Origin of the sequence: Streptococcus mitis (assembly GCF_000960025.1) — a bacterium.
GTDB lineage: Bacteria > Bacillota > Bacilli > Lactobacillales > Streptococcaceae > Streptococcus > Streptococcus mitis_DH.
This window is the reverse complement of record NZ_JYGQ01000001.1, coordinates 247,381-266,411: the sequence shown is the minus strand read 5'-3', so window position 1 is coordinate 266,411 and position 19,031 is coordinate 247,381. Positions and strand designations below refer to the sequence as shown.

Annotated in this window: 20 protein-coding genes; 1 reads left to right on the top strand and 19 read right to left on the bottom strand. The window is 39.5% G+C overall.

Annotation, left to right across the window (positions count from 1 at the left end):
* Positions 1–239: 239 nt before the first annotated feature.
* The 12 genes from TZ91_RS01540 to pbp2b all read right to left on the bottom strand — a co-directional run bounded on the left by TZ91_RS01540 (position 240) and on the right by pbp2b (position 12,392).
* Positions 240–1,115: a DivIVA domain-containing protein gene (locus TZ91_RS01540; RefSeq protein ID WP_033686845.1), complete on the bottom strand. Its 876-nt coding sequence runs from the start codon at positions 1,113–1,115 to the stop codon at positions 240–242.
* 8 nt (positions 1,116–1,123) lie between these two features.
* Complete coding sequence (locus TZ91_RS01535) at positions 1,124–1,909, bottom strand: YlmH family RNA-binding protein (RefSeq protein ID WP_045596971.1); 786 nt, start codon at positions 1,907–1,909, stop codon at positions 1,124–1,126.
* The gene (locus TZ91_RS01530) at positions 1,906–2,169 is read right to left on the bottom strand and encodes a YggT family protein (RefSeq protein ID WP_000576496.1); all 264 of its coding nucleotides are present in this window, start codon (positions 2,167–2,169) and stop codon (positions 1,906–1,908) included. Before TZ91_RS01530 ends, TZ91_RS01535 begins: the two co-directional genes overlap by 4 nt.
* Positions 2,169–2,702 carry a cell division protein SepF gene (locus tag TZ91_RS01525; RefSeq protein ID WP_033686846.1) on the bottom strand — a complete coding sequence of 178 codons (534 nt, stop codon included), beginning with the start codon at positions 2,700–2,702 and terminating at the stop codon, positions 2,169–2,171. The genes TZ91_RS01530 and TZ91_RS01525 overlap by 1 nt, the downstream gene beginning before the upstream one ends.
* A 9-nt stretch (positions 2,703–2,711) precedes the next feature.
* Positions 2,712–3,383 (bottom strand): YggS family pyridoxal phosphate-dependent enzyme, encoded by a 672-nt coding sequence (locus tag TZ91_RS01520; protein ID WP_001049393.1) that lies wholly within the window; start codon positions 3,381–3,383, stop codon positions 2,712–2,714.
* Between the two features lie 4 nt (positions 3,384–3,387).
* Positions 3,388–4,641 carry a cell division protein FtsZ gene (gene ftsZ, locus TZ91_RS01515; RefSeq protein WP_033686847.1) on the bottom strand — a complete coding sequence of 418 codons (1,254 nt, stop codon included), beginning with the start codon at positions 4,639–4,641 and terminating at the stop codon, positions 3,388–3,390.
* Between the two features lie 17 nt (positions 4,642–4,658).
* The gene (gene ftsA, locus TZ91_RS01510) at positions 4,659–6,038 is read right to left on the bottom strand and encodes a cell division protein FtsA (protein ID WP_033686848.1); all 1,380 of its coding nucleotides are present in this window, start codon (positions 6,036–6,038) and stop codon (positions 4,659–4,661) included.
* A gap of 214 nt (positions 6,039–6,252) precedes the next feature.
* Positions 6,253–6,957: a YwaF family protein gene (locus TZ91_RS01505; RefSeq protein WP_033686849.1), complete on the bottom strand. Its 705-nt coding sequence runs from the start codon at positions 6,955–6,957 to the stop codon at positions 6,253–6,255.
* Between the two features lie 94 nt (positions 6,958–7,051).
* On the bottom strand, positions 7,052–8,425 hold the full coding sequence (locus tag TZ91_RS01500) for a UDP-N-acetylmuramoyl-tripeptide--D-alanyl-D-alanine ligase (protein WP_033686850.1): 1,374 nt from the start codon (positions 8,423–8,425) through the stop codon (positions 7,052–7,054).
* 84 nt (positions 8,426–8,509) lie between these two features.
* Positions 8,510–9,553: a D-alanine--D-alanine ligase gene (locus tag TZ91_RS01495; protein WP_033686851.1), complete on the bottom strand. Its 1,044-nt coding sequence runs from the start codon at positions 9,551–9,553 to the stop codon at positions 8,510–8,512.
* Between the two features lie 174 nt (positions 9,554–9,727).
* Positions 9,728–10,324, bottom strand: coding sequence for a recombination mediator RecR (gene recR / locus TZ91_RS01490; RefSeq protein WP_000966754.1), 597 nt, complete (start codon positions 10,322–10,324; stop codon positions 9,728–9,730).
* A 10-nt stretch (positions 10,325–10,334) separates the two neighbouring features.
* Complete coding sequence (gene pbp2b, locus TZ91_RS01485; RefSeq protein ID WP_080702852.1) at positions 10,335–12,392, bottom strand: penicillin-binding protein PBP2B; 2,058 nt, start codon at positions 12,390–12,392, stop codon at positions 10,335–10,337.
* Positions 12,393–12,583: 191 nt separating this feature from the next.
* Here pbp2b and TZ91_RS01480 point away from each other — a divergent pair, with 191 nt between their 5' ends.
* Positions 12,584–13,435, top strand: coding sequence for a MurR/RpiR family transcriptional regulator (locus TZ91_RS01480; RefSeq protein ID WP_033686853.1), 852 nt, complete (start codon positions 12,584–12,586; stop codon positions 13,433–13,435).
* 61 nt (positions 13,436–13,496) lie between these two features.
* Here TZ91_RS01480 and TZ91_RS01475 read toward each other — a convergent pair whose 3' ends face one another.
* From TZ91_RS01475 to TZ91_RS01445, 7 genes are all read right to left on the bottom strand, one after another.
* The gene (locus TZ91_RS01475) at positions 13,497–13,847 is read right to left on the bottom strand and encodes a type II toxin-antitoxin system RelE/ParE family toxin (RefSeq protein ID WP_024057145.1); all 351 of its coding nucleotides are present in this window, start codon (positions 13,845–13,847) and stop codon (positions 13,497–13,499) included.
* The gene (gene relB, locus TZ91_RS01470) at positions 13,837–14,124 is read right to left on the bottom strand and encodes a type II toxin-antitoxin system RelB/ParD family antitoxin (protein WP_024057144.1); all 288 of its coding nucleotides are present in this window, start codon (positions 14,122–14,124) and stop codon (positions 13,837–13,839) included. The genes TZ91_RS01475 and relB overlap by 11 nt, the downstream gene beginning before the upstream one ends.
* A 96-nt stretch (positions 14,125–14,220) precedes the next feature.
* Positions 14,221–15,105 carry an ROK family protein gene (locus TZ91_RS01465; RefSeq protein ID WP_033686854.1) on the bottom strand — a complete coding sequence of 295 codons (885 nt, stop codon included), beginning with the start codon at positions 15,103–15,105 and terminating at the stop codon, positions 14,221–14,223.
* A 17-nt stretch (positions 15,106–15,122) separates the two neighbouring features.
* On the bottom strand, positions 15,123–16,040 hold the full coding sequence (locus TZ91_RS01460) for a dihydrodipicolinate synthase family protein (RefSeq protein WP_033686855.1): 918 nt from the start codon (positions 16,038–16,040) through the stop codon (positions 15,123–15,125).
* A 68-nt stretch (positions 16,041–16,108) separates the two neighbouring features.
* On the bottom strand, positions 16,109–17,212 hold the full coding sequence (locus TZ91_RS01455) for a Gfo/Idh/MocA family protein (protein ID WP_000241736.1): 1,104 nt from the start codon (positions 17,210–17,212) through the stop codon (positions 16,109–16,111).
* A gap of 41 nt (positions 17,213–17,253) precedes the next feature.
* A complete protein-coding gene (locus tag TZ91_RS01450; RefSeq protein WP_000730332.1) occupies positions 17,254–18,087 on the bottom strand; it encodes a carbohydrate ABC transporter permease in 834 nt (277 codons plus the stop codon).
* Positions 18,087–18,971: a carbohydrate ABC transporter permease gene (locus TZ91_RS01445; RefSeq protein ID WP_000237988.1), complete on the bottom strand. Its 885-nt coding sequence runs from the start codon at positions 18,969–18,971 to the stop codon at positions 18,087–18,089. The genes TZ91_RS01450 and TZ91_RS01445 overlap by 1 nt, the downstream gene beginning before the upstream one ends.
* Positions 18,972–19,031: the final 60 nt, after the last annotated feature.

The window sequence follows — 19,031 nt, the reverse complement described above, 5'->3', positions numbered from 1 at the left end:
TAAATAATAACAAATTAAAAACCACGACTTCCAAAAAGGACGAAAATCGTGGTACCACCTTTATTCGGAAAAAGATCTGGTCTTTCTCCCTCTTATCCCGTAACGTGGGGAACGTCAAATCTTACTTTTTTCAGACTTGATTGTTTGAGAGGATAATCTTATCATTAGGGAATGCAGGACTCACACCATCTCCTGCTCGCTGGAAATATAAGGATAAGATATTGTTCTCAGATCATTTCTTATAAAATTGTAACAGATTCTTGCGGTGCTGCAAAACCTGGTTCTGAGTTTACAGCTTCAGTAGCTGGTGTTGGTCCTGAATAATGGCTTGGAGCTACTTCTGGCTCTTCATACATTGGACCAGCTGGATGAGCTGGACTTTCTTCAACAACCGGAGCTGGTGAAACCACTTGTTCCTGCTCAGCTCTTGCTTCGGCTTCTGCAAGTTCCTTATTAGCCGCTTCGATACGCGCTTGCAACTCAGCCATTTCCTCGGGAGAAAACTGGCGAGTAATATCAATTGGTTCTTCCTCTGGATGTTGTTGCAAGACAGAGTCACCTAAGACTTCGCTGACCACTTCTTTGAAGGCCTCATCACTTGTCTGAAGATAAGTGGCTGTTGGGCGAAGAATATCTTCCCAATCTGAAGATTCAACAATTGCTAACTGGCTCTCAATTGTAGATTTAAGACGTTGATGGAAGACACGACTCTTGTTCTTCAATTCTTCTGTTTCAACAGCAACTTTCTTAGCATTGTCAGTTGCTTGACGAAGAATTTCATTTGCCTTGTACTTAGCTTCTTCCAACAAACGTTGGGCATCTTGCTCTGCTTGTTGGATAATATTGTTTGAACGTTCCGTTGCAGCTTGTTTTACTCGCTCTGCTGTATCTTGTGCAATCAATACAGATTGACTCAATGAATCTTTCATCTCATCAAAGTAAGACAAACGCTCTTCCAAACTCTTAATATGTAAATCCTTATCATGATTAGAGCGAACCAAATCTTCATAATCACGGACTACAATATCTAAAAATTCATCTACCTCTTCTTGATCAAACCCTCTGAAGCGTGTGCTAAAGGTTTTATCTTTGATTTCTAACGATGTAATTGGCATATTTTTCCTCACTTACTTAATAACAATTGGACCGTTAATTTCTTTTTATCTTTTTTTGTTTGCCCATTATCTCTAACAAGTTTCAATCGACCAAATTTCCTCACACTAATCAAATCACCAACTTGAACTGCATAATCTGATTTTTCAACTAAATGGTAATTAACTTGGACTGCCTGCTTTTCAATTAACTGACTTGCCTGATTTCTAGACAGCTTGAAGACACCTGCTAGAAAAACATCTAATCTAGAACTAGCAATACAAATATCTAATTCTTGATAATCTTCTACTGTGGCAATTTTCTCAGTAAAATCCCGTTCTTCTAGACGAACCGGTAAACGAGCAATTTTCGTAATGCCGTCTTGAAAAAGGAGCATAAACTGTCGATTAATGATAATCTGTGCTCTCTCTTCGTTGACTAAGATATCACCAAATAGCTTCCTATCGATTCCTAGCTGATTTAAAACAGTCCCTAATATTTTTGCATGCGTTAAGCGTTCAAACTTATTAGGATAGACAATTTCTTGCAAGGAAAGTTCAAAATCAGAGAATTCTGGCTCAAAATAATCAGGATACAGGAGTACCCGTACATATTCAGTTTCAAGAAACTGCCGACTGCTCATGTAGGAGATGCCGTTGGTTGATGCTAGCACCTTTAAAATCTTTTCTTGATGGGGATTTACAAAAGGTGTTAAAAAAGGAGAATAAGAATCTTCTACCTTTTTTATCCATTCTAAACCCTTATCAATAAAAGACGAATCATTCTTAGAAAAGTGTTGATAAATCATCTTGTTCATAGAAAGATCACTAAAAGTCGAATCAACTGTTCCCCTAGGAAGTGAACTAGTAATACCGCAATCCAGACAGACAAATCAAGACCTGCAATCTGGAGGGGTAAACGTTGCAAGGGAGCTACTATCGGTTTCACTAAACTAATAATCAAGCGTCCAAGACGTGATTCATAAGCATTGGGAAACCAAGACATCAGAGCAAACACGATTAAAATCAGTGAATAGATATCCACTGCATTTTGAACAAAACGAATGAGAAAGATCATTATCTCACTCTCGTACGTTTCATATCAAAGCCAAACTCACCATTTTGTGATTCATCTGGAATTTTGATGTCTTCAATATTGACGACAACATCAACTGGTGTCAGCAGGTACATAGTAGATGCTACCTTTTTCATGTTACCAGCTAAAACGTGACGCGCCCCATCCAGATAATCCAAACAACGACGTGCTTGAACTTCTGTCATATATTGGAAATCAATCAAAATACTTTCGTTACCAGCTAATAAATCAACAATATCTGTGGCATCTTCGTATTTACGTGGATAACGAACATCAATTGTCACCTTATCAGTAGAACGTTGACTTTGCATAGCCAACTCTTGTTGACGGGCATGAAGACGAGTGATGTTTTTATCTTTAGATGGTGTGCTACCAGCTTGTTGAGGCAACTCTTGAACAGAAGGGACTGGTGTCACAATCGGGTCTTCAGCTTTAGGCTGATATGCAGTACCAACATCTTCTCCATCTTCTGTAAAATAATCTATAAATTTATCAAATCTATCTTTTAAAGACATATTTCTTTCCTATTTAAAAAATGCTGTACCAATTCTGACAAATGTTGAGCCAAATTCAATCGCTTCCTTGTAGTCACGACTCATACCCATACTCAAATCCGTCATTGGCATATTGGGAATTTGTTTTTCTCTAATTTCTAGTTGCAAATCCTGCGTAGCTTTAAAAATTTCTTTCAACTCATCACTACTAGCTTCAAAAGGAGCCATGGTCATCAAGCCGACATATTCAATTTTATCTAAGGTGGCCAATTCTGGCAAGAGCTCTAATAGTTCTTCCCTTGAAAAACCATGTTTGCTCTCTTCCCTTGAGATATTTACTTGTAAGAAACACTTAACAACTCGGTCACTTCTTTTTTGAATTTCCTCTGCTAGCTTTAATGAATCCAAAGCGTGGAAATAATCAACATACTGAATGACATCTTTGACCTTGCGTCTTTGCAAGGTTCCAATCAAATGCCAGGTAATATTTCTATCTTTTAAAGCTTCATATTTCTCAAGAAATTTATCCACACGATTTTCACCAATATGATGCACACCTAGCGGAAGCAAAGCCTCCGCTGTCGGTACGTCTACATATTTTGTAACAGCAACAACCGAAACAGAATTAGCTTCTCTTCCTGCCTGCTGACTTGCATCTTTTATTTGTTGAAAAACACGTTCTGTATTTTCTTTCAAATTCATTTACTTAACGATTTTTGAAAAATGGAGGAGTTTCTAATTCGTCCTCTTCTAAAGATGGTGCTTCGAAACGTTCAACTGGTGATACAACTGAATCAGTCGGACGAACAATTGTCTCACGACGCAAGTCCCAATCACCAAATGCTGAAGTTTGAGAAGTTTCTGTGCGACGAGGTGCTGGACTTGGAATTTCTGCAGTTTCAGCCATATCAAAGTGACGATTATGATTGTGTGCATGACTTGGGCTTACTTGTTCATGACGAACAGTTTGTCTTGGTGCATGGCCCACAACTTTTTCAACACGATCTTGACGAACACCAGTTGCAACGACTGTAACACGAATTTCATCTTTCATGTTTTCATCGATTGATGTTCCGAGCCAAATGTTTACTCCTTGACCAGCTGCTTGATTAACAATTTCTGATGCTTCTTCTGCCTCAATCAAGGTTAAATCAAGACCACCAGTAACGTTGACGATAACATCCTCAGCACCGTCAATAGTTGTTTCAAGAAGTGGTGAGTAGATTGCCTTACGAGCTGCTTCTACCACACGTTCTTCACCACTACCGATACCGATACCCATTAGGGCGTTTCCTTTATTTGCCATAACTGTTTTCACATCGGCAAAGTCAAGGTTAATCAAACCAGGATTTGTGATCAAGTCAGTAATCCCTTGAACACCTTGGCGAAGTACGTTATCTGCTTCGCTAAGAGCTTCAAGAAGTGGAGTTTTCTTATCAACAATTTCAAGCAAGTTGTTGTTTGAAATAATCAATAAAGTATCTACATGTTCGCGAAGCTGATTGATTCCTTCTACAGCATACTGACCACGTTTACTTCCTTCAAAACCGAAAGGACGTGTCACAACACCAACTGTAAGAGCACCTAAATCTTTAGCAATGCGGGCAATAACAGGAGCTGCACCAGTACCAGAGCCACCTCCCATACCTGCAGTGATGAAGACCATATCTGCTCCAGTAATAGCTTGAGTCAAGGCTTCTTCGCTTTCTTCGGCTGCCTTTTGACCGATTTCAGGTCGACCGCCAGCACCCAAACCACGAGTCAATTTAGGACCTAACTGAATTACAGTCTCAGCTTTTGTACTACTCAAAGCTTGTACATCTGTGTTTGCTGCGATAAATTCTACGCCTGCAACACCTTCGTCAACCATGCGGTTAATGGCGTTACCACCACCTCCACCAACACCGATTACTTTAATCACTGCACCTTGAGCAGCCGCTGTATCAAATGAAAATGTCATAGTTTATTTTTCCTCTTTTATTCATCAAACATACTTCCAATTAAACCACGGAAGCGATCTGCGATTTTTGGTTTATTTTGAGAAGATACTTTATCTTCTTTCGGAGCAACTACGTTCGTAGAAGCTGATTGCTCAACCTCAGTATTTTGAACTGGTTGAATAGGGGTCGGTTGTGCTACCTGCGTAACACGTTGAATCATCCCACCAAAATTAATTGGTTGGTGACGCAAAGTATCTTCACCCTTGACTGCTCGTTGTGCTAACAAATGCACCTCAGTCAATTGACCAGCAAATTCAGACAAGCTAATCACATGAGCAAAGGCAGGGTTACGGATTCCAACTTGATTTGGAACGTAAAGTTTGACACCAACGCCAAATACTTCCTGTGCAAGTTCTACAATACCTGGTAAAATAGCATTTCCACCAATCAGAACAATCCCACCTGGAAGATCCAACAAATGTCTTCTTTCCAACTCTTGTTTGATTTGTTCAAAAATGTGCTTAATGCGAGCTGAAATAATCTCTGCTAGGTAGCTTTCTGTAACTTCTACAGGTTCTACTTCACCAATCACTTCAACTTGGAAGGTTTCATTACTTGCAAGTGAAGGGTAGGCTTCACCATAGTTCAATTTCAATCCTTCAGCTAGTTTTTGTGAAGTCTTCAAGACTTTAGAGATATCTTTTGTGACATAATCTCCACCTTCTTGAAGAATATTTGTAAACTGGAGTTCTTGGTTACGGATTGTAGCAACAGTTGTTTGGCCTGCTCCCATATCAATCACAGTAGCTCCAAATTCACGCTCTCCTTCGTTCAAGACTGAACGAACCAAAGCCAATGGTGAAATAATAATATTTTCAACTTGAACACCTGAGCGCTCAACTGTCTTGCGTAAATTGTGAAGGATAGTACGTGGACCAGTGTAAAGTAAGCCACGCATTTCAAGACGAACCCCCATCATACCACGTGGGTCACGAATACCTTGGAAACCATCTACGATAAATTCTTCTGGAATAAAAGTAATGACTTCACGATCTGGTGTCATACTCTTTGTCAAGGCTGATTTAACAACATTTTCAACATCTTGATCTGTAATTTCTTTTGTATCAGATGTAACTGGAATCATACCTTGAGTTGGTTCTACTTGCAAAAGATTTCCAGGCAAACCAACATTCACTGATTTGATTGAAATGCCAGCTTTCTCTTCTGCTTGGGAAATAGCTGACTTGATAGCAATTGCTGCTGCTTCAATATCAACGATAATCCCATCCTTTACACCTTTACTCTTGGCATTACTTACACCAATTACATTAAGTTCACCATTTCTATGCTCGGCAACCAATACTTTAATCGAATTAGTTCCGATATCTAAGCCTGTAAAAAAACCATCTCTAGCCATTACATCGCATCCTCTCTCTTCCAAGTTTCAAACTTCTATTCAATATAGCTAAAATAGGGCATAGCTATTCACAGAATATTATAACACAAAAAATCCAATCGTGCTTAGTTTTTCCTAAATTTACTTACCATTTTTTCACATTCTTTCCTTAGATTTTTTTATTTTCCAAACAAGTTATCAAAAATCAGATTTATGAAAAAAAGAAAGCTCATTTCTAAGCTTTCTTTGCAATCATTTTTTCTGCTTCTTGTTCTAAAAATAGTTCCAAGATTTTCTTTGTCAATGTGATCGCCGCTGCCAAGGCCAGGGAAACGATTAAATAATTAGCTACTAAGCCATGGTCTCCAACCAATGGTGGTTTTGTCAAGAATCCGTAATCTCCACCTGTTACTAAATTGACCACAAAAATCAAGGCATTTAGTGCAAAGGTCATGAGAAAAATTCTTTTCACATCTAGCATTCTCGCATCGTACTGTCTCAATAGATAAACTAGAGAGTTCCCCAAGAGAGCTAAGTGGCCAAAGATAAAGGATAAAATCGCAATATGCGGGAATGGATAAGGATCTGGCACTGGATAAACAAAGGCTGCTAATGTCCCAAATGTTCCTAGTAATGCAAAATACTGCCGATATTTGGACTGACCAGGAAGCAAAAGCACCACAAACATAGCCATACGGCAATGGTAAAAGGGTAAGCTTTCTGACAATGGCATATGATTAACCCCGTACCATCCATAAAGAAGGATTAACTGAACTGCCTGCAAGATTTGGAAAAATCGTTGATAAGCCTTCTTTTCACGATAACGATAGGCTGTATAAAAGGTCAAGGCTAAGAGTGTAAATATACTGACATACCAAAAAAGATCAAACTTGGGTGGCTCTGTTGCTTGGGTCGTAAAGAAAATATCCCATAAATTCATCTAGTCTTCCTCATGTTTCAAAATTTTCCTGCATTTTATTATACCATGCTATTTGTCAAAAATGGATTTAGAAATACGTAAATGTTTGACAAAATCACTTGGCTTCATTTTCTAAACTTTCTACCAACTTGGCTAGATTCATGGAGTTAGAGCCTTTGAGCAAAATTTGGTCATTGGCACTGAGGCTTTCTTTAACCTGCTTAACTAGGGCTTCAAATTGGTCCTCGTTAGCTGTTTTCTTGAAGTAGAAAACATGTCCGATTGGGAACATTTGACTGGCCAATTGGGCCAATTCAGCAATATCTTCCCCATAGAAAATAACGGTATCCAACACATCTGGGAAAAGACTTAAAATCATCTGGTTATGGAGCTGAACAGACTGGTCACCGAGTTCCTTCATGTCTGCCAAGACAGCGATTTTCTTGCCCCCTTCATTAGCTGGAATGGCAGAAAATGTCTCCAAAATCAACTTCATAGCAGTTGGATTGGCATTGTATACATCAGACAAAATATCTGCTCCATTGGCTGCTTTCTTCCACTCGGTACGGTTACGCGTCAATTCAAGATTTTGGAATGCCTGATGAATTTGCTCCTCTGACACTCCTTCTTGCAGGGCAACATAGGATGCAATCATAGCATTAGTGGCATTGTACTTACCAGTCACTGGCAAATCAAGGGCTTGTTCCAAGAAATTAGCCTTAAAGGTCAGACTATCCTTGCGCTCAATCAAGTCGGTAATTTCCAGCTCTGCTCCTTGCCCAAAACGAACCACCTTTTTATCAGCTGGCAAGTAGTCCTCTACAATAGAGTCAGCCGGTGCCAAAAGCAAAGAACCCGATGCCATACCGTCTGCAATTTGCATTTTTCCTTTAGCAATCTCTGAACGGTCTTTGAAAAAGGCCAAATGGGCTTCTCCGACCAAGGTCACGATGGCTGTTTTTGGATGAGCCAATTCTGACAAGAGATGAATATCTCCCAAGTGATCCTGTCCCATCTCTAAGACCAACTTTTCTGTTTCTTCAGGCATATGAAGAACCGTGTAAGGAAGACCAATCTCATTATTGTAGTTACCTTGAGTTTTGTAGGTCTTGTAGGTTGTTGATAGCAAGTGCGCCAACATGTCTTTGGTTGTTGTTTTACCATTTGAACCTGTGACAGCAAAGACATCAACTGCTGTTTTTTCAAGATAGTAGGCTGCTAGGGTTTGAAAGGCAGTCAAGACATTATCTACTAGAATGTAGGGATGATTTGCGACCTTTTTCTCAGACAAGGTTACTACTGCACCATTTTCAAAGGCTGTTTCGATAAAGTCATGGCCATCACGCGCACCCTTAAGGGGCACAAATAAATCCCCTGCCGCAATCAAACGACTATCAAACTCAGCTTTCTCTAACTGGATGTCCTCAAAGGTGCTAATATCATTTTTAGCTCCTACAACTTGGGCCACTTCATGAATTGTTAATTTCATTTCTACTCCTTTAAAAAGGGTTGAAATCCGAGAACTAAAATCACCTTGCAGTGATGGTTCTGGTTTCTACCCTCTCTTTCATTTTTATAGCAAATGCGCTTCGCGCTTGTCAAAACTTTCTTTAGCAAGATCAACCAATCGCTCGATTAAGTCTGGATAGCTGATTCCCATATTGTCCCAAAGTAGTGGGTACATAGACCACTGGGTGAAACCTGGCATGGTATTGAGCTCGTTTAGGAAAATCTCTCCCTTATCTGTATAGAAGAAATCGCAACGAGAGAGACCGAGGCCCCCAATGGCACGGAAGGCAGTTTCTGCATTTTGACGCATGACAGCTACCACATCATCACTGATTTTGGCTGGGATGTCCATAGTAATCTTGTTATCAATATACTTGGCATCGTAGTCATAAAAGGCAACATCCTTGACTACTTCTCCTGGTAGCGTACTCTTGACATCGTAGTTGCCCAGTAGACCAACCTCGATTTCACGGGCATTTACCCCTTGCTCTACCAAGACACGGCTGTCATATTGGAAGGCAAGTTTCAAGGCTTGAAGGAGTTCTTCTTGATTTTCAGACTTAGAAATACCGACACTAGAACCCATATTAGATGGTTTTGTGAAAACTGGGTAAGTCAACTTTTCTTCCACTTCGGCAATTTTAGCAGTCACATCATCACCTTCGACAATTGCCACATAAGGAACTTGGGCAATCCCGACAGATTCTAACACACGCTTGGTGGTGATTTTGTCCATAGCAAGACTAGATGACAATATGTTACAACCAACATAAGGCATTTTCAAAACTTCGAGGAAGCCTTGAACAGAGCCATCTTCTCCCATCGGACCATGAAGGACTGGAAAGACCACTGCTCCCTCTTCGTATATAGCACTTGGTGCAACTTGCTTATCCCAATCAATGGTTTCATTGGTCATAAGACGATCCTCTTGACCTGGAGTCTGGCTAAATTCTTGCGTTTTAATAAAGTCACCTGACTGGCTGATGAAGAAAGTCTTGACTGTGAACCGATCGTAGTTGACCGCACGCATCACACTCTCAGCTGAAAGAACAGAGACTTCACGCTCTGCACTACGTCCACCGTATAAAAGAATAATCGTTTGTTTCATATTATTTGTTCCAATTCTAATAGAATACTCGTTCTTTAGTATATCATATTTGCTTCTTTTTTGAAACTTGAACCTGATACTGGCCTTCAATAAATCTAAAAAAAGACCGATAAAACAACTGTCGGTCTCCGTGATTTTTGTATAAATGAATTGAGCGTGTTAATTTGTCCAGACTTACAACTCTGTTCGATTTTCAATGGCTCGTAAAAGTGTAACTTCATCCGCATACTCAATGTCCGCTCCGACAGCAAGACCTCGTGCTAGACGCGTAACCTTGATACCAGCCGGCTTGAGCAAACGTGAAAGATACATGGATGTCGCTTCACCATCTGCTGTAGCATTTGTTGCTACGATTACCTCTGAAACTTCACTATCCATCAGACGAGTCATCAGGCTCTTGAGATTGATATCATCTGGACTGATACCATTCATGGGAGAAATGAGACCATGTAAGACATGATAGAGTCCATGGTATTCTTGGATATTCTCCATGGCTGCCACATCGCGACTATCTTCGAGAACTAAAATCGTCGTCTGGTCACGAGTCGGATCGGTACAGATAGAGCAAGGATCGTCATCAGTCAGGCGACCGCAGATGGAACAGTAGGTCAGCTCTCTCTTAGCAGAAAGGAGATTTTTAGCAAATTCATTGACATCGTCATCAGACATTCCAATAGTATAGAAGGCCAGACGGGTAGCCGTCTTAATCCCGATACCCGGTAACTTAGAATAACTGTCAATTAGCTTAGCAATAGGTGTTGGATAAAGCATATGTTCCTTTCTAATTCATTGGATGGTGTTGGTTATAGAGGTTGATAATATCGCGCGCAATGGAAGGTCCGACACCATTTGTAAGGTTGGTGTTATGAGGGAAGACAACAGCTACAGCGATTTGAGGATTATCTGATGGTGCATAGGCCACAGCATTGGTATTGTTAGCTTTTTGACCACCCTCAACATAACTTTCGGCAGTACCTGTTTTTCCACTAATGGATACCGCTGCGCCATTTGAAAAGGCACGACCGGTTGTCAAAGCACTTCCACCATATGAAACTTGATAAAATCCTTGTTGAAGAATGGAAACATCAGACTCAGAAATATTAATTTTATTCATTTCCTTGGTTTCAACAGATTGGATTAAGTTCCCTAAGCCGCCTTGTTCATTATTTCCATAAATCCCCTCAACAATGTGGGGCGCAATCCGAACACCGTTGTTGGCAATGGTTCCAACGTACTGGGCCAATTGCATTGGGGTGTAGTTATCAAACTGACCAAAGGCATTGGTAATGTAATTAGCAAAATTATACTCTTTTGGTATAAAACCAGTTGACTCATCTGGAAGGTCAATGCCTGTTGAGGCTCCAAGACCATATTCCGCAAATGTCAAACGAAGTTTCCCCATAGCGGATTCTAAATTGTTAGTTAAAACAAACATATTGGGTTGATAGGTCTGACCCATAATGCCCAAAGCCGTTTGAACCATATAGGTATTAGAAGAATACTCCAAGGCTTCCACAGCTGTAATCGGAAATGAACCGTAAGCCTGAGTGTACCAAGAATTAATTGGAGCTGAACCTTGGAAAACAATCGGTTGGTCTGTCAAGGTCTGATTCCCTGATAAGACTCCATTCTCCCAACCAGAGCTGATGGTCGCCGCCTTGACAACAGAACCCGGGACAAAGACATTGGTTACTGTTCCCAAGGAATCAGGTGTTAAATCTCCCGTTTTCAAGTCATGTTTTAGCCCTGACATAGACAAAACCGCACCTGTTTTTGGGTTGAGGGCGACTGCATACACACCTTCTGAATACTTGGCTCCTCCATTTCCCAGTTCGGAATTGAAATAACTCTTAAGCAGATTGTCCACGCTATCTTGGAAGGCCAAATCAATAGTCAGTTTAATATTATTCCCTTTGGTACCATCTTCGATATTTTCGACACTTTCCATGTTACCGTACTTATCTAGATGGATCTCCTTAACTGAGCGTTTTCCTTGCAAGGTTTCTTCATATTGTTTTTCTAGATAAGAAGTCCCAACACGGTCATTTAAAGAATACCCCTTTTTGATATAAGCATCTGCTTCTTCAGCTGGAAGACCAGCTTTTTCACTGGATACACTTCCTACTATAGACGAAAGTGAAGTCTCTAAAACCTTTCGATCCCACGAAGTTGAAATACTGATACCAGGTAAATTCTTAGAAGCCGAAGCAATCAAGGCAATCTGAGTATCTGTCAAGGAGTCTGTCGCAATGGTCCCTGTCGCAAAATTTCCAACTGCATTGAGTTGGCTAAAGAGGTAAATTTCTTTCTTTTCGTCATCCGAGTAGGCGAATTGGCTTGGATCGATACTTTCAACAGTATTATTGTAAAGCTCGGACTCAGATAATTGATTGCCATCAGAATCAAATCGCTTCTCACGTGGTAAACTTTCCACTGCTTTCTTATAGACATCTTGATCTGCTAGGTAATAGTCCGCCAACTGTCGGTCAGTCAATGTTGGAGAAGAAACTCCCACATAAGCCAGCAACTTCTTGGCTGTTTCTTTTAAATCTGCAGCCGTCATTTTGTTGTTTCGAGTAAAGGAAACAACTTGTTTCACAGTATTTTCAACTAAGGGCTTGCCGCTAGCATCATAAATTTCGCCCCGAGCCGAACTAGTAGTCACCTTTGTTTTACTGGCAGATGCTAATTTTGTCTCATAAAAATCCTTGTTCAAAACCTGCATATAAAGCAGGCGACCAATGATGGCCATAAAGAGCAAAATGACAATCGAAAACAATAAATTAAGCCGAATCGGAATCGAATGGCTATCAAATTTTCTCATACAAATCAGTCTCATTTCTATTTAAAATCTTACTCTTCATTGTACCACAATTTGAGAAGAAAATTATGGAAAAGGAAAAAGCTTTTTTCCTTTTTACGGGAAAATACGCTTTTATTTATCTATCCCTATATTATATGATATAATAAATGTAAAAGTTCGATGACCCAGTCTTTTTTCCAATACGACTCATTTAAAGGAGCCTTTCTATGGACAAACCAGATATAGCAACCATCATTGATTCCCACTTCGAAGAAATGACCGATTTAGAGCAAGAAATCGCTCGCTATTTTTTACAAACAGAAACCCTTGTAGATGATTTATCTTCTCAGCAGGTTACTCAAAAATTACATATTTCTCAGGCTGCTTTGACCCGCTTTGCTAAAAAGTGTGGTTTTACAGGCTATAGAGAATTTATTTTCCAATACCAACACCAAGCAGAGAAACAAGACACCCATTCTCACAAACACAGTCCACTGACAAAACGAGTCCTTAGAAGTTATAGCAGTATGCGGGAACAAACACAGGACTTGATTGACGAAGTCCAACTAGAACGAATTGCCCAGTTAATCGAAGATGCTGAGCGTGTCTACTTCTTCGGAACAGGGAGTTCTGGCCTCGTAGCTCGTGAAATGAAATTACGCTTCATGCGTCTAGGTGTGGTCTGCGAGGCTTTAACCGATCAAGACGGTTTTGCCTGGACAACCAGTATTATGGATGAGAATTGTCTCGTACTCGGTTTCTCACTTTCTGGCACAACTCCTTCTATTTTAGATAGTCTATTAGACGCTAAGGAGATGGGGGCAAAGACTGTACTTTTTACAAGTGTTCCCAATAAAGATAGTCAGACCTATACGGAGACTGTTCTTGTAGCCACCCACAGCCAGTCTTCTTACATCCAACGTATATCCGCTCAACTTCCTATGCTCTTCTTTATCGATTTGATTTATGCCTACTTTTTGGAAATCAATCGTGAAAGCAAGGAGAAAATTTTTAACAGCTATTGGGAAAATAAAAAACTCAATGGCTATCGTAGACAAAAACGTGTAAGAAAATCCTAGTTTGGTTTAACCAAACTAGGATTTTTATTCATCACCAAACATACCTCTTCTAGATTATGAATTAGTCATATCTTGACTTAGTCTTAAATAATTTCATGTAATCACTTTTTGAAGGGAGTAAATAAGCAAGTCTGACGGTATCCTCAACAATTGTATATAATACGATGTAATCCTTACTCAAGGTCAATCCTCGCGTTTGGCAGTGAGGATCTAATCTCTTACCAAATTTTTCATCGGCATCAAATCCAGCTTGGGGGAAAATTTCTAGCCGATTAATATCTTTTCTAATATTGGCTACTTTTCGTCTCGCAGCCTCTACAGAACCGATTTCCTCCGCTATATACTGATATATTTTATCCAGACTATCAATCACTCTAGGAGAATACAAAATCCTATATTTTTTATAATCCATAGCGTGTCACAACATCCTCATCTGTCAAGTAATTCCCAGCCTCAATCTTGGCATAACTTTCTTGAACTTCTGCTTGTAATTGTCTAAACAAATACTCCTTCTCTAATTCCTCTTCACTCAGTAAATCTACTTCATTTGTTACGGCAACATTCTTTAAAAATAATCTGAGTGCCGATGAAAGAGAGAGATTTTGTTCTTTTAACACTTCCATGGCATCATTTACTAATTCTCTATTAGCTTGGAAGGTCACAACTTTACTCGAATTTGCTATAGCCATTTTATATAATTCCTTTATATATTTTATTTATTATCTCACAATTATAAAGAAAGTCAAGGGAACTTGATTAGAAAATCCTAGTTTGGTTGAGCCAAACTAGGATTGTTTTGTTTTGAAATGATAATAAGCACCCAACATACCTGCTGTATTTTGATGATGGGCAAATTCTAATCGTGTTTTTTCAGCAAGGCTTGGCACCAAAGCCTCTTCCAAGGCTTTGCGGATCTTGGGTTTGAGAATCGCCTCTTGTCCCATGATACCGCCACCGAGAATGACCACTTCTGGATTGGCAACGTAGCAAATATTTGCCAGACCTTTTCCTAAATAGTCTACCATACGGTCAATACCAGCCATGCAGATTTTGTTGCCTTCGGTAGCTTCCTTAAAGATGCGTCGGCCATTCCAGTGTTCCACTTCCTCACCATGACCTGCTGCTACATACTCTACCAAGGCTGTCGTAGAAGCCAAGTCTTGGAAAGCTCCATCCTGCATGTGCATATAACCAACTTCACAGGCTGAATTGCTAAATCCATGGAAGACTTTCCCATCCATAATCAAGCAACCACCGATACCGGTTCCAATTGTCAAGCAAAGAGTGACACTCGCTCCCTTACCTGAACCAGATACCGCTTCAGCCAGACCTGCACAGTTGACATCATTTTCAATCTCACAAGGAATCGCAAAGCTAGTCTCGATTTCCTTCTTGAACTGAGTTCCTGCATAATTTGGAATCTGAGGCCCAGCATAGAAAATCTCACCCTTGTCAGGATCCACCATTCCTGCAGAAGAAATAGCAACACCTACTACTGGCCCTTTTTCTAAATAACTAGCTACGATATCTTTGGTCTTTTGTAAGATATGAGGTCCACCCTTATGCGCCTCTGTTGGCATTTCATGTGATTCAACAAGTTGGCCTTCTTGGTCGATCAAACCATATTTGATATTTGTTCCACCGATATCAATTGCAACGTAGTGTGTCATAAATACCTCCTTATGGATTAGAGGAAGCGCTCCTTGGTTTCACGAATCAAGGCTGCAGCTGCTTCTACAACTGGACGATCCTCTTCAGTTACTGGCGTCAATGGTGAACGAACAGAACCAATATTCAAGCCTTCATTGATCTTCAAGACTTCCTTAATCACACCGTACATATTTCCATGTGCAGCAGTCAGTTTGCCAATGATTGCGTTAATAGCATACTGTAATTCACGCGCTGTTTTCAAGTCTTTGTCAGCAATCAACTGATTGAGTTTCAAGAAGAGTTCTGGCATAGCACCATAAGTACCACCGATACCAGCTTTAGCTCCCATGAGACGACCACCTAAGAACTGTTCATCTGGACCGTTAAAGACGATATGGTCTTCCCCACCAAGGCTCACAAAGGTTTGGATATCTTGGACTGGCATAGAAGAGTTCTTAACACCTATAACACGTGGATTCTTCAACATTTCAGTGTAAAGACTTGGAGTCAAAGCAACCCCTGCCAATTGAGGAATGTTATAAATCACGTAGTCTGTATTTGGAGCTGCAGAACTGATATCGTTCCAATATTTAGCAACTGAGTATTCTGGCAAGCGGAAATAAATCGGCGGAATCGTTGCAATGGCATCTACTCCTAAGCTTTCTGCGTGGCGAGCAAGTTCCATACTATCTTTAGTATTATTGCAAGCTACGTGAGCAATAATAGTCAACTTACCTTTGGCTACCGCCATGACTTCTTCCAAAATTAACTTGCGATCTTCAACACTTTGGTAGATACATTCACCAGAAGAACCATTGACATAAAGACCTTGAACACCTTTTTCAATGAAGTATTGAACCAAGGCACGCGTACGCTCTGGACTTACTTCTCCTTGATCATCATAACATGCGTAGAAGGCTGGAATGACACCTTCGTATTTTTTTAAATCTGACATAGATTTTCTCCTAACTTATTTCCGAAATGAGGGGAGAAAATAAATTTTTCATCCCCTTTACATTATGTTTATTTTACAATTTCTGACAATTTTACTTTACGATCTTCGAACATAGATTGGGTACAAGCATCTGCAGTAGCAATCGCTTCTAAAGCAGCTTCACCTGTCAACAATTTTGCAAACTCTTCTGATACTGGAGCTCCTTGCATAATCTCATGCAGATAGCGCATTTCTTTGTCAATGACAGATGATAACCATAATGGAGTACGTTTACCTGGTTTACCATAAGCAATTGCTCCGTCCATCTCTGTACTATGATAGATACGAGTCCGATCATCATCTTCTTCTTGCGATTCATGAATCAAGAAATAACTTTCTTGTCCATCTAGCTTAAGAGTTCCTTTGCAGTTGAATAAATCTAAGCGGATAGCACCTTTTGTTCCTTGAATTAAGACATAATGTTCACCCCAACGATAAGCTGAACCCCATTCTAACAATGCAAAACGCTTATTAGAAAATTCCATATTGACAAAAATCATATCATCTTCATCACCGAAATTTTCACCTTCATGGGCTACATTTCCACCTGTCATGGTTACAGTTTCAGGCATACCACCCATAAGAAATTGCACGCAATCCAATTCATGGATGTGGTGATACAAGTGACCACCTGATTTTTCACGGATTTTTTTCCATGATACTGATGGTTGTTGTTCTTCCCAACCATTACGAGCTGTGTGACAGTATAGAACGTCTCCAATGACTCCTTGATTAATTAGTTCTTTTGCATGATGAACACCATTAAAGAAATTCATAATATGTCCTGCCATAAAGGTTACATTGTTTTCTTTACATGCATCTACCATCTCGCGACAATCTTGATAAGAAAGCGCAATTGGTTTTTCACAGAAAACATTTTTACCATGTTGTGCGGCCTTAATAACTGGTTCTTTATGAAGATTATTTGGAGTTGCGACAATAACACAATCTACTTCATCGCTAGAAACCAACTCATCTAAGGAGCTTGCTACTTTTGCTCCCAATTCTTCTGCAATTGCCTCTGCATTATCTGGATCATAGAGAAGAGTAATCTCTGCTCCATCATTCTTTTGCATATAACGAGCTAACTCAGCTCCAAAATATCCTGTTCCAACAACACCATATTTAACCATGTTTTTCTCCTTTATTATTGAATAAACTTTCTAATTTTAACTTATTTTACAGATCCTTCTGATAATCCACTTGCAATTTTATTTTGGATGATAGAGAAGAAAATAATCGATGGAAGAACTACAATAACAGATGCAGCCATCATATCTCCCCAGTCTAAAATTTCTGAACCATTAAGTGAACGAAGGGCTACTGCTACTGTCATCTTTCCTGTATTGTTAATCAAAATCAAAGCATACAAGAATTCATTCCAAGCATTGATAAATGTATAAATAGCTGTTGCTACAATACCTGGTGCTACAATCGGTAGCACAACTTTATAAAAAGTAACAAATTTATTTGCACCATCAATTCTAGCTGCTTCTTCAATTCCAATTGGAACTGTTTGGAAAAATCCAACTAAAAGCCAAACCGCATATGGAACACTAAAAGATAGATAAACCATCATCAAGCCAAATAAACTATTTGTTAATCCAACTTTAGCAATGGCTATTGAATAGGGAATTGCTAGCAAAATTGGTGGAAAAATGTAGGTAATGACAAGTAGTCTTGACATGATTGCTCCCAATTTAGGGAAGAATCGAACAATACCATAGGCTGCCATAGCAGAAATAATAATCGCAATAACAGTTGTAGCTAAGGCAATGATTAAACTGTTTCGAATGTTATCAATAAAGTGCAAATCATTGATAACATGAGTGAAATAATCCAATGTAAATTGTTCAGGCCAAAATCGTGTTGGATACTGAGTTAATTCCCCTTTACCTTTGACAGAAGATATGATAATCCATACCAATGGGAAAATTGCAACGATGGTCGCACCAATCAAGAGTACATGTGAGAGAATATCTAAATAAATACCGGATTTCTTCTTCATTATTTTCTACCCTCCTTTTCCCACTTACTGATGATAGCAAAGTAGATAAAGCAAATTGCCACCAAGAAGATAAAGAGCAATACTGTAACTGCTGAAGCACGACCCAACAATTTAGTTCCCCAACCTAGGTTGTAGGCAAAAATTGGAAGCGTCGTTGTAGCATTGGCTGGTCCACCACCTGTAATTAGGTAGATAATGTCAAAGTTATTAAAGATCCATACAGTTCTCAAAACAACTAGAAGCCCTACAACCACTTTAATATGTGGAAAGACGATAAATTTGAAAACTTGCCAACTTGAAGCACCATCTATCTTAGCAGCCTCAAATTGTTCTTCGGGTACTGTTTGCAAAGCTGAAAGTACATTAACCATAATCATCGGCGCTCCAAACCAAATGTTGATAAACACCAAACATAGGAATGCCCATGTACTATCTGTCAAAAATGCAGGCGTATGTTCCATTAAACCTAATTTTACGATTAGATTAGGTAAGTAGCCATAAACCCCGTTTAGGATCCACTGCCAAGAAAAAGCAATAACGATGGTAGGAAATGCCCAAGGAACAATCAATAAGGTCCTATATAATTTCTTGAAGTGGCGTACTCTGTGAAGAGCTAAAGCCAATACAAACCCTACTAAAACTTGACCAACTAATGAGAAAACGGTCCACTTAATTGAATTAAAGAACGCATTAAAGAAGTTGGGATCTGATAGCACAGCTTTATAGTTAGCTAAACCAACAAATTTATAATTAGGCATAATCAAATGCTTATTGGTAAAGCTATAAAAAATACTCGAGAAAAACGGATAAACAAAGAGTAATCCTACGATAATCATAGCTGGCAAAACAAATATCCAGCGAGTTAAATTACGTTCTTTAACCATTCTCCTTCTCCCTTCTTTTACAAGATTGGGCTAGGGCTTTTCAGCTCACTAGCCCACCTA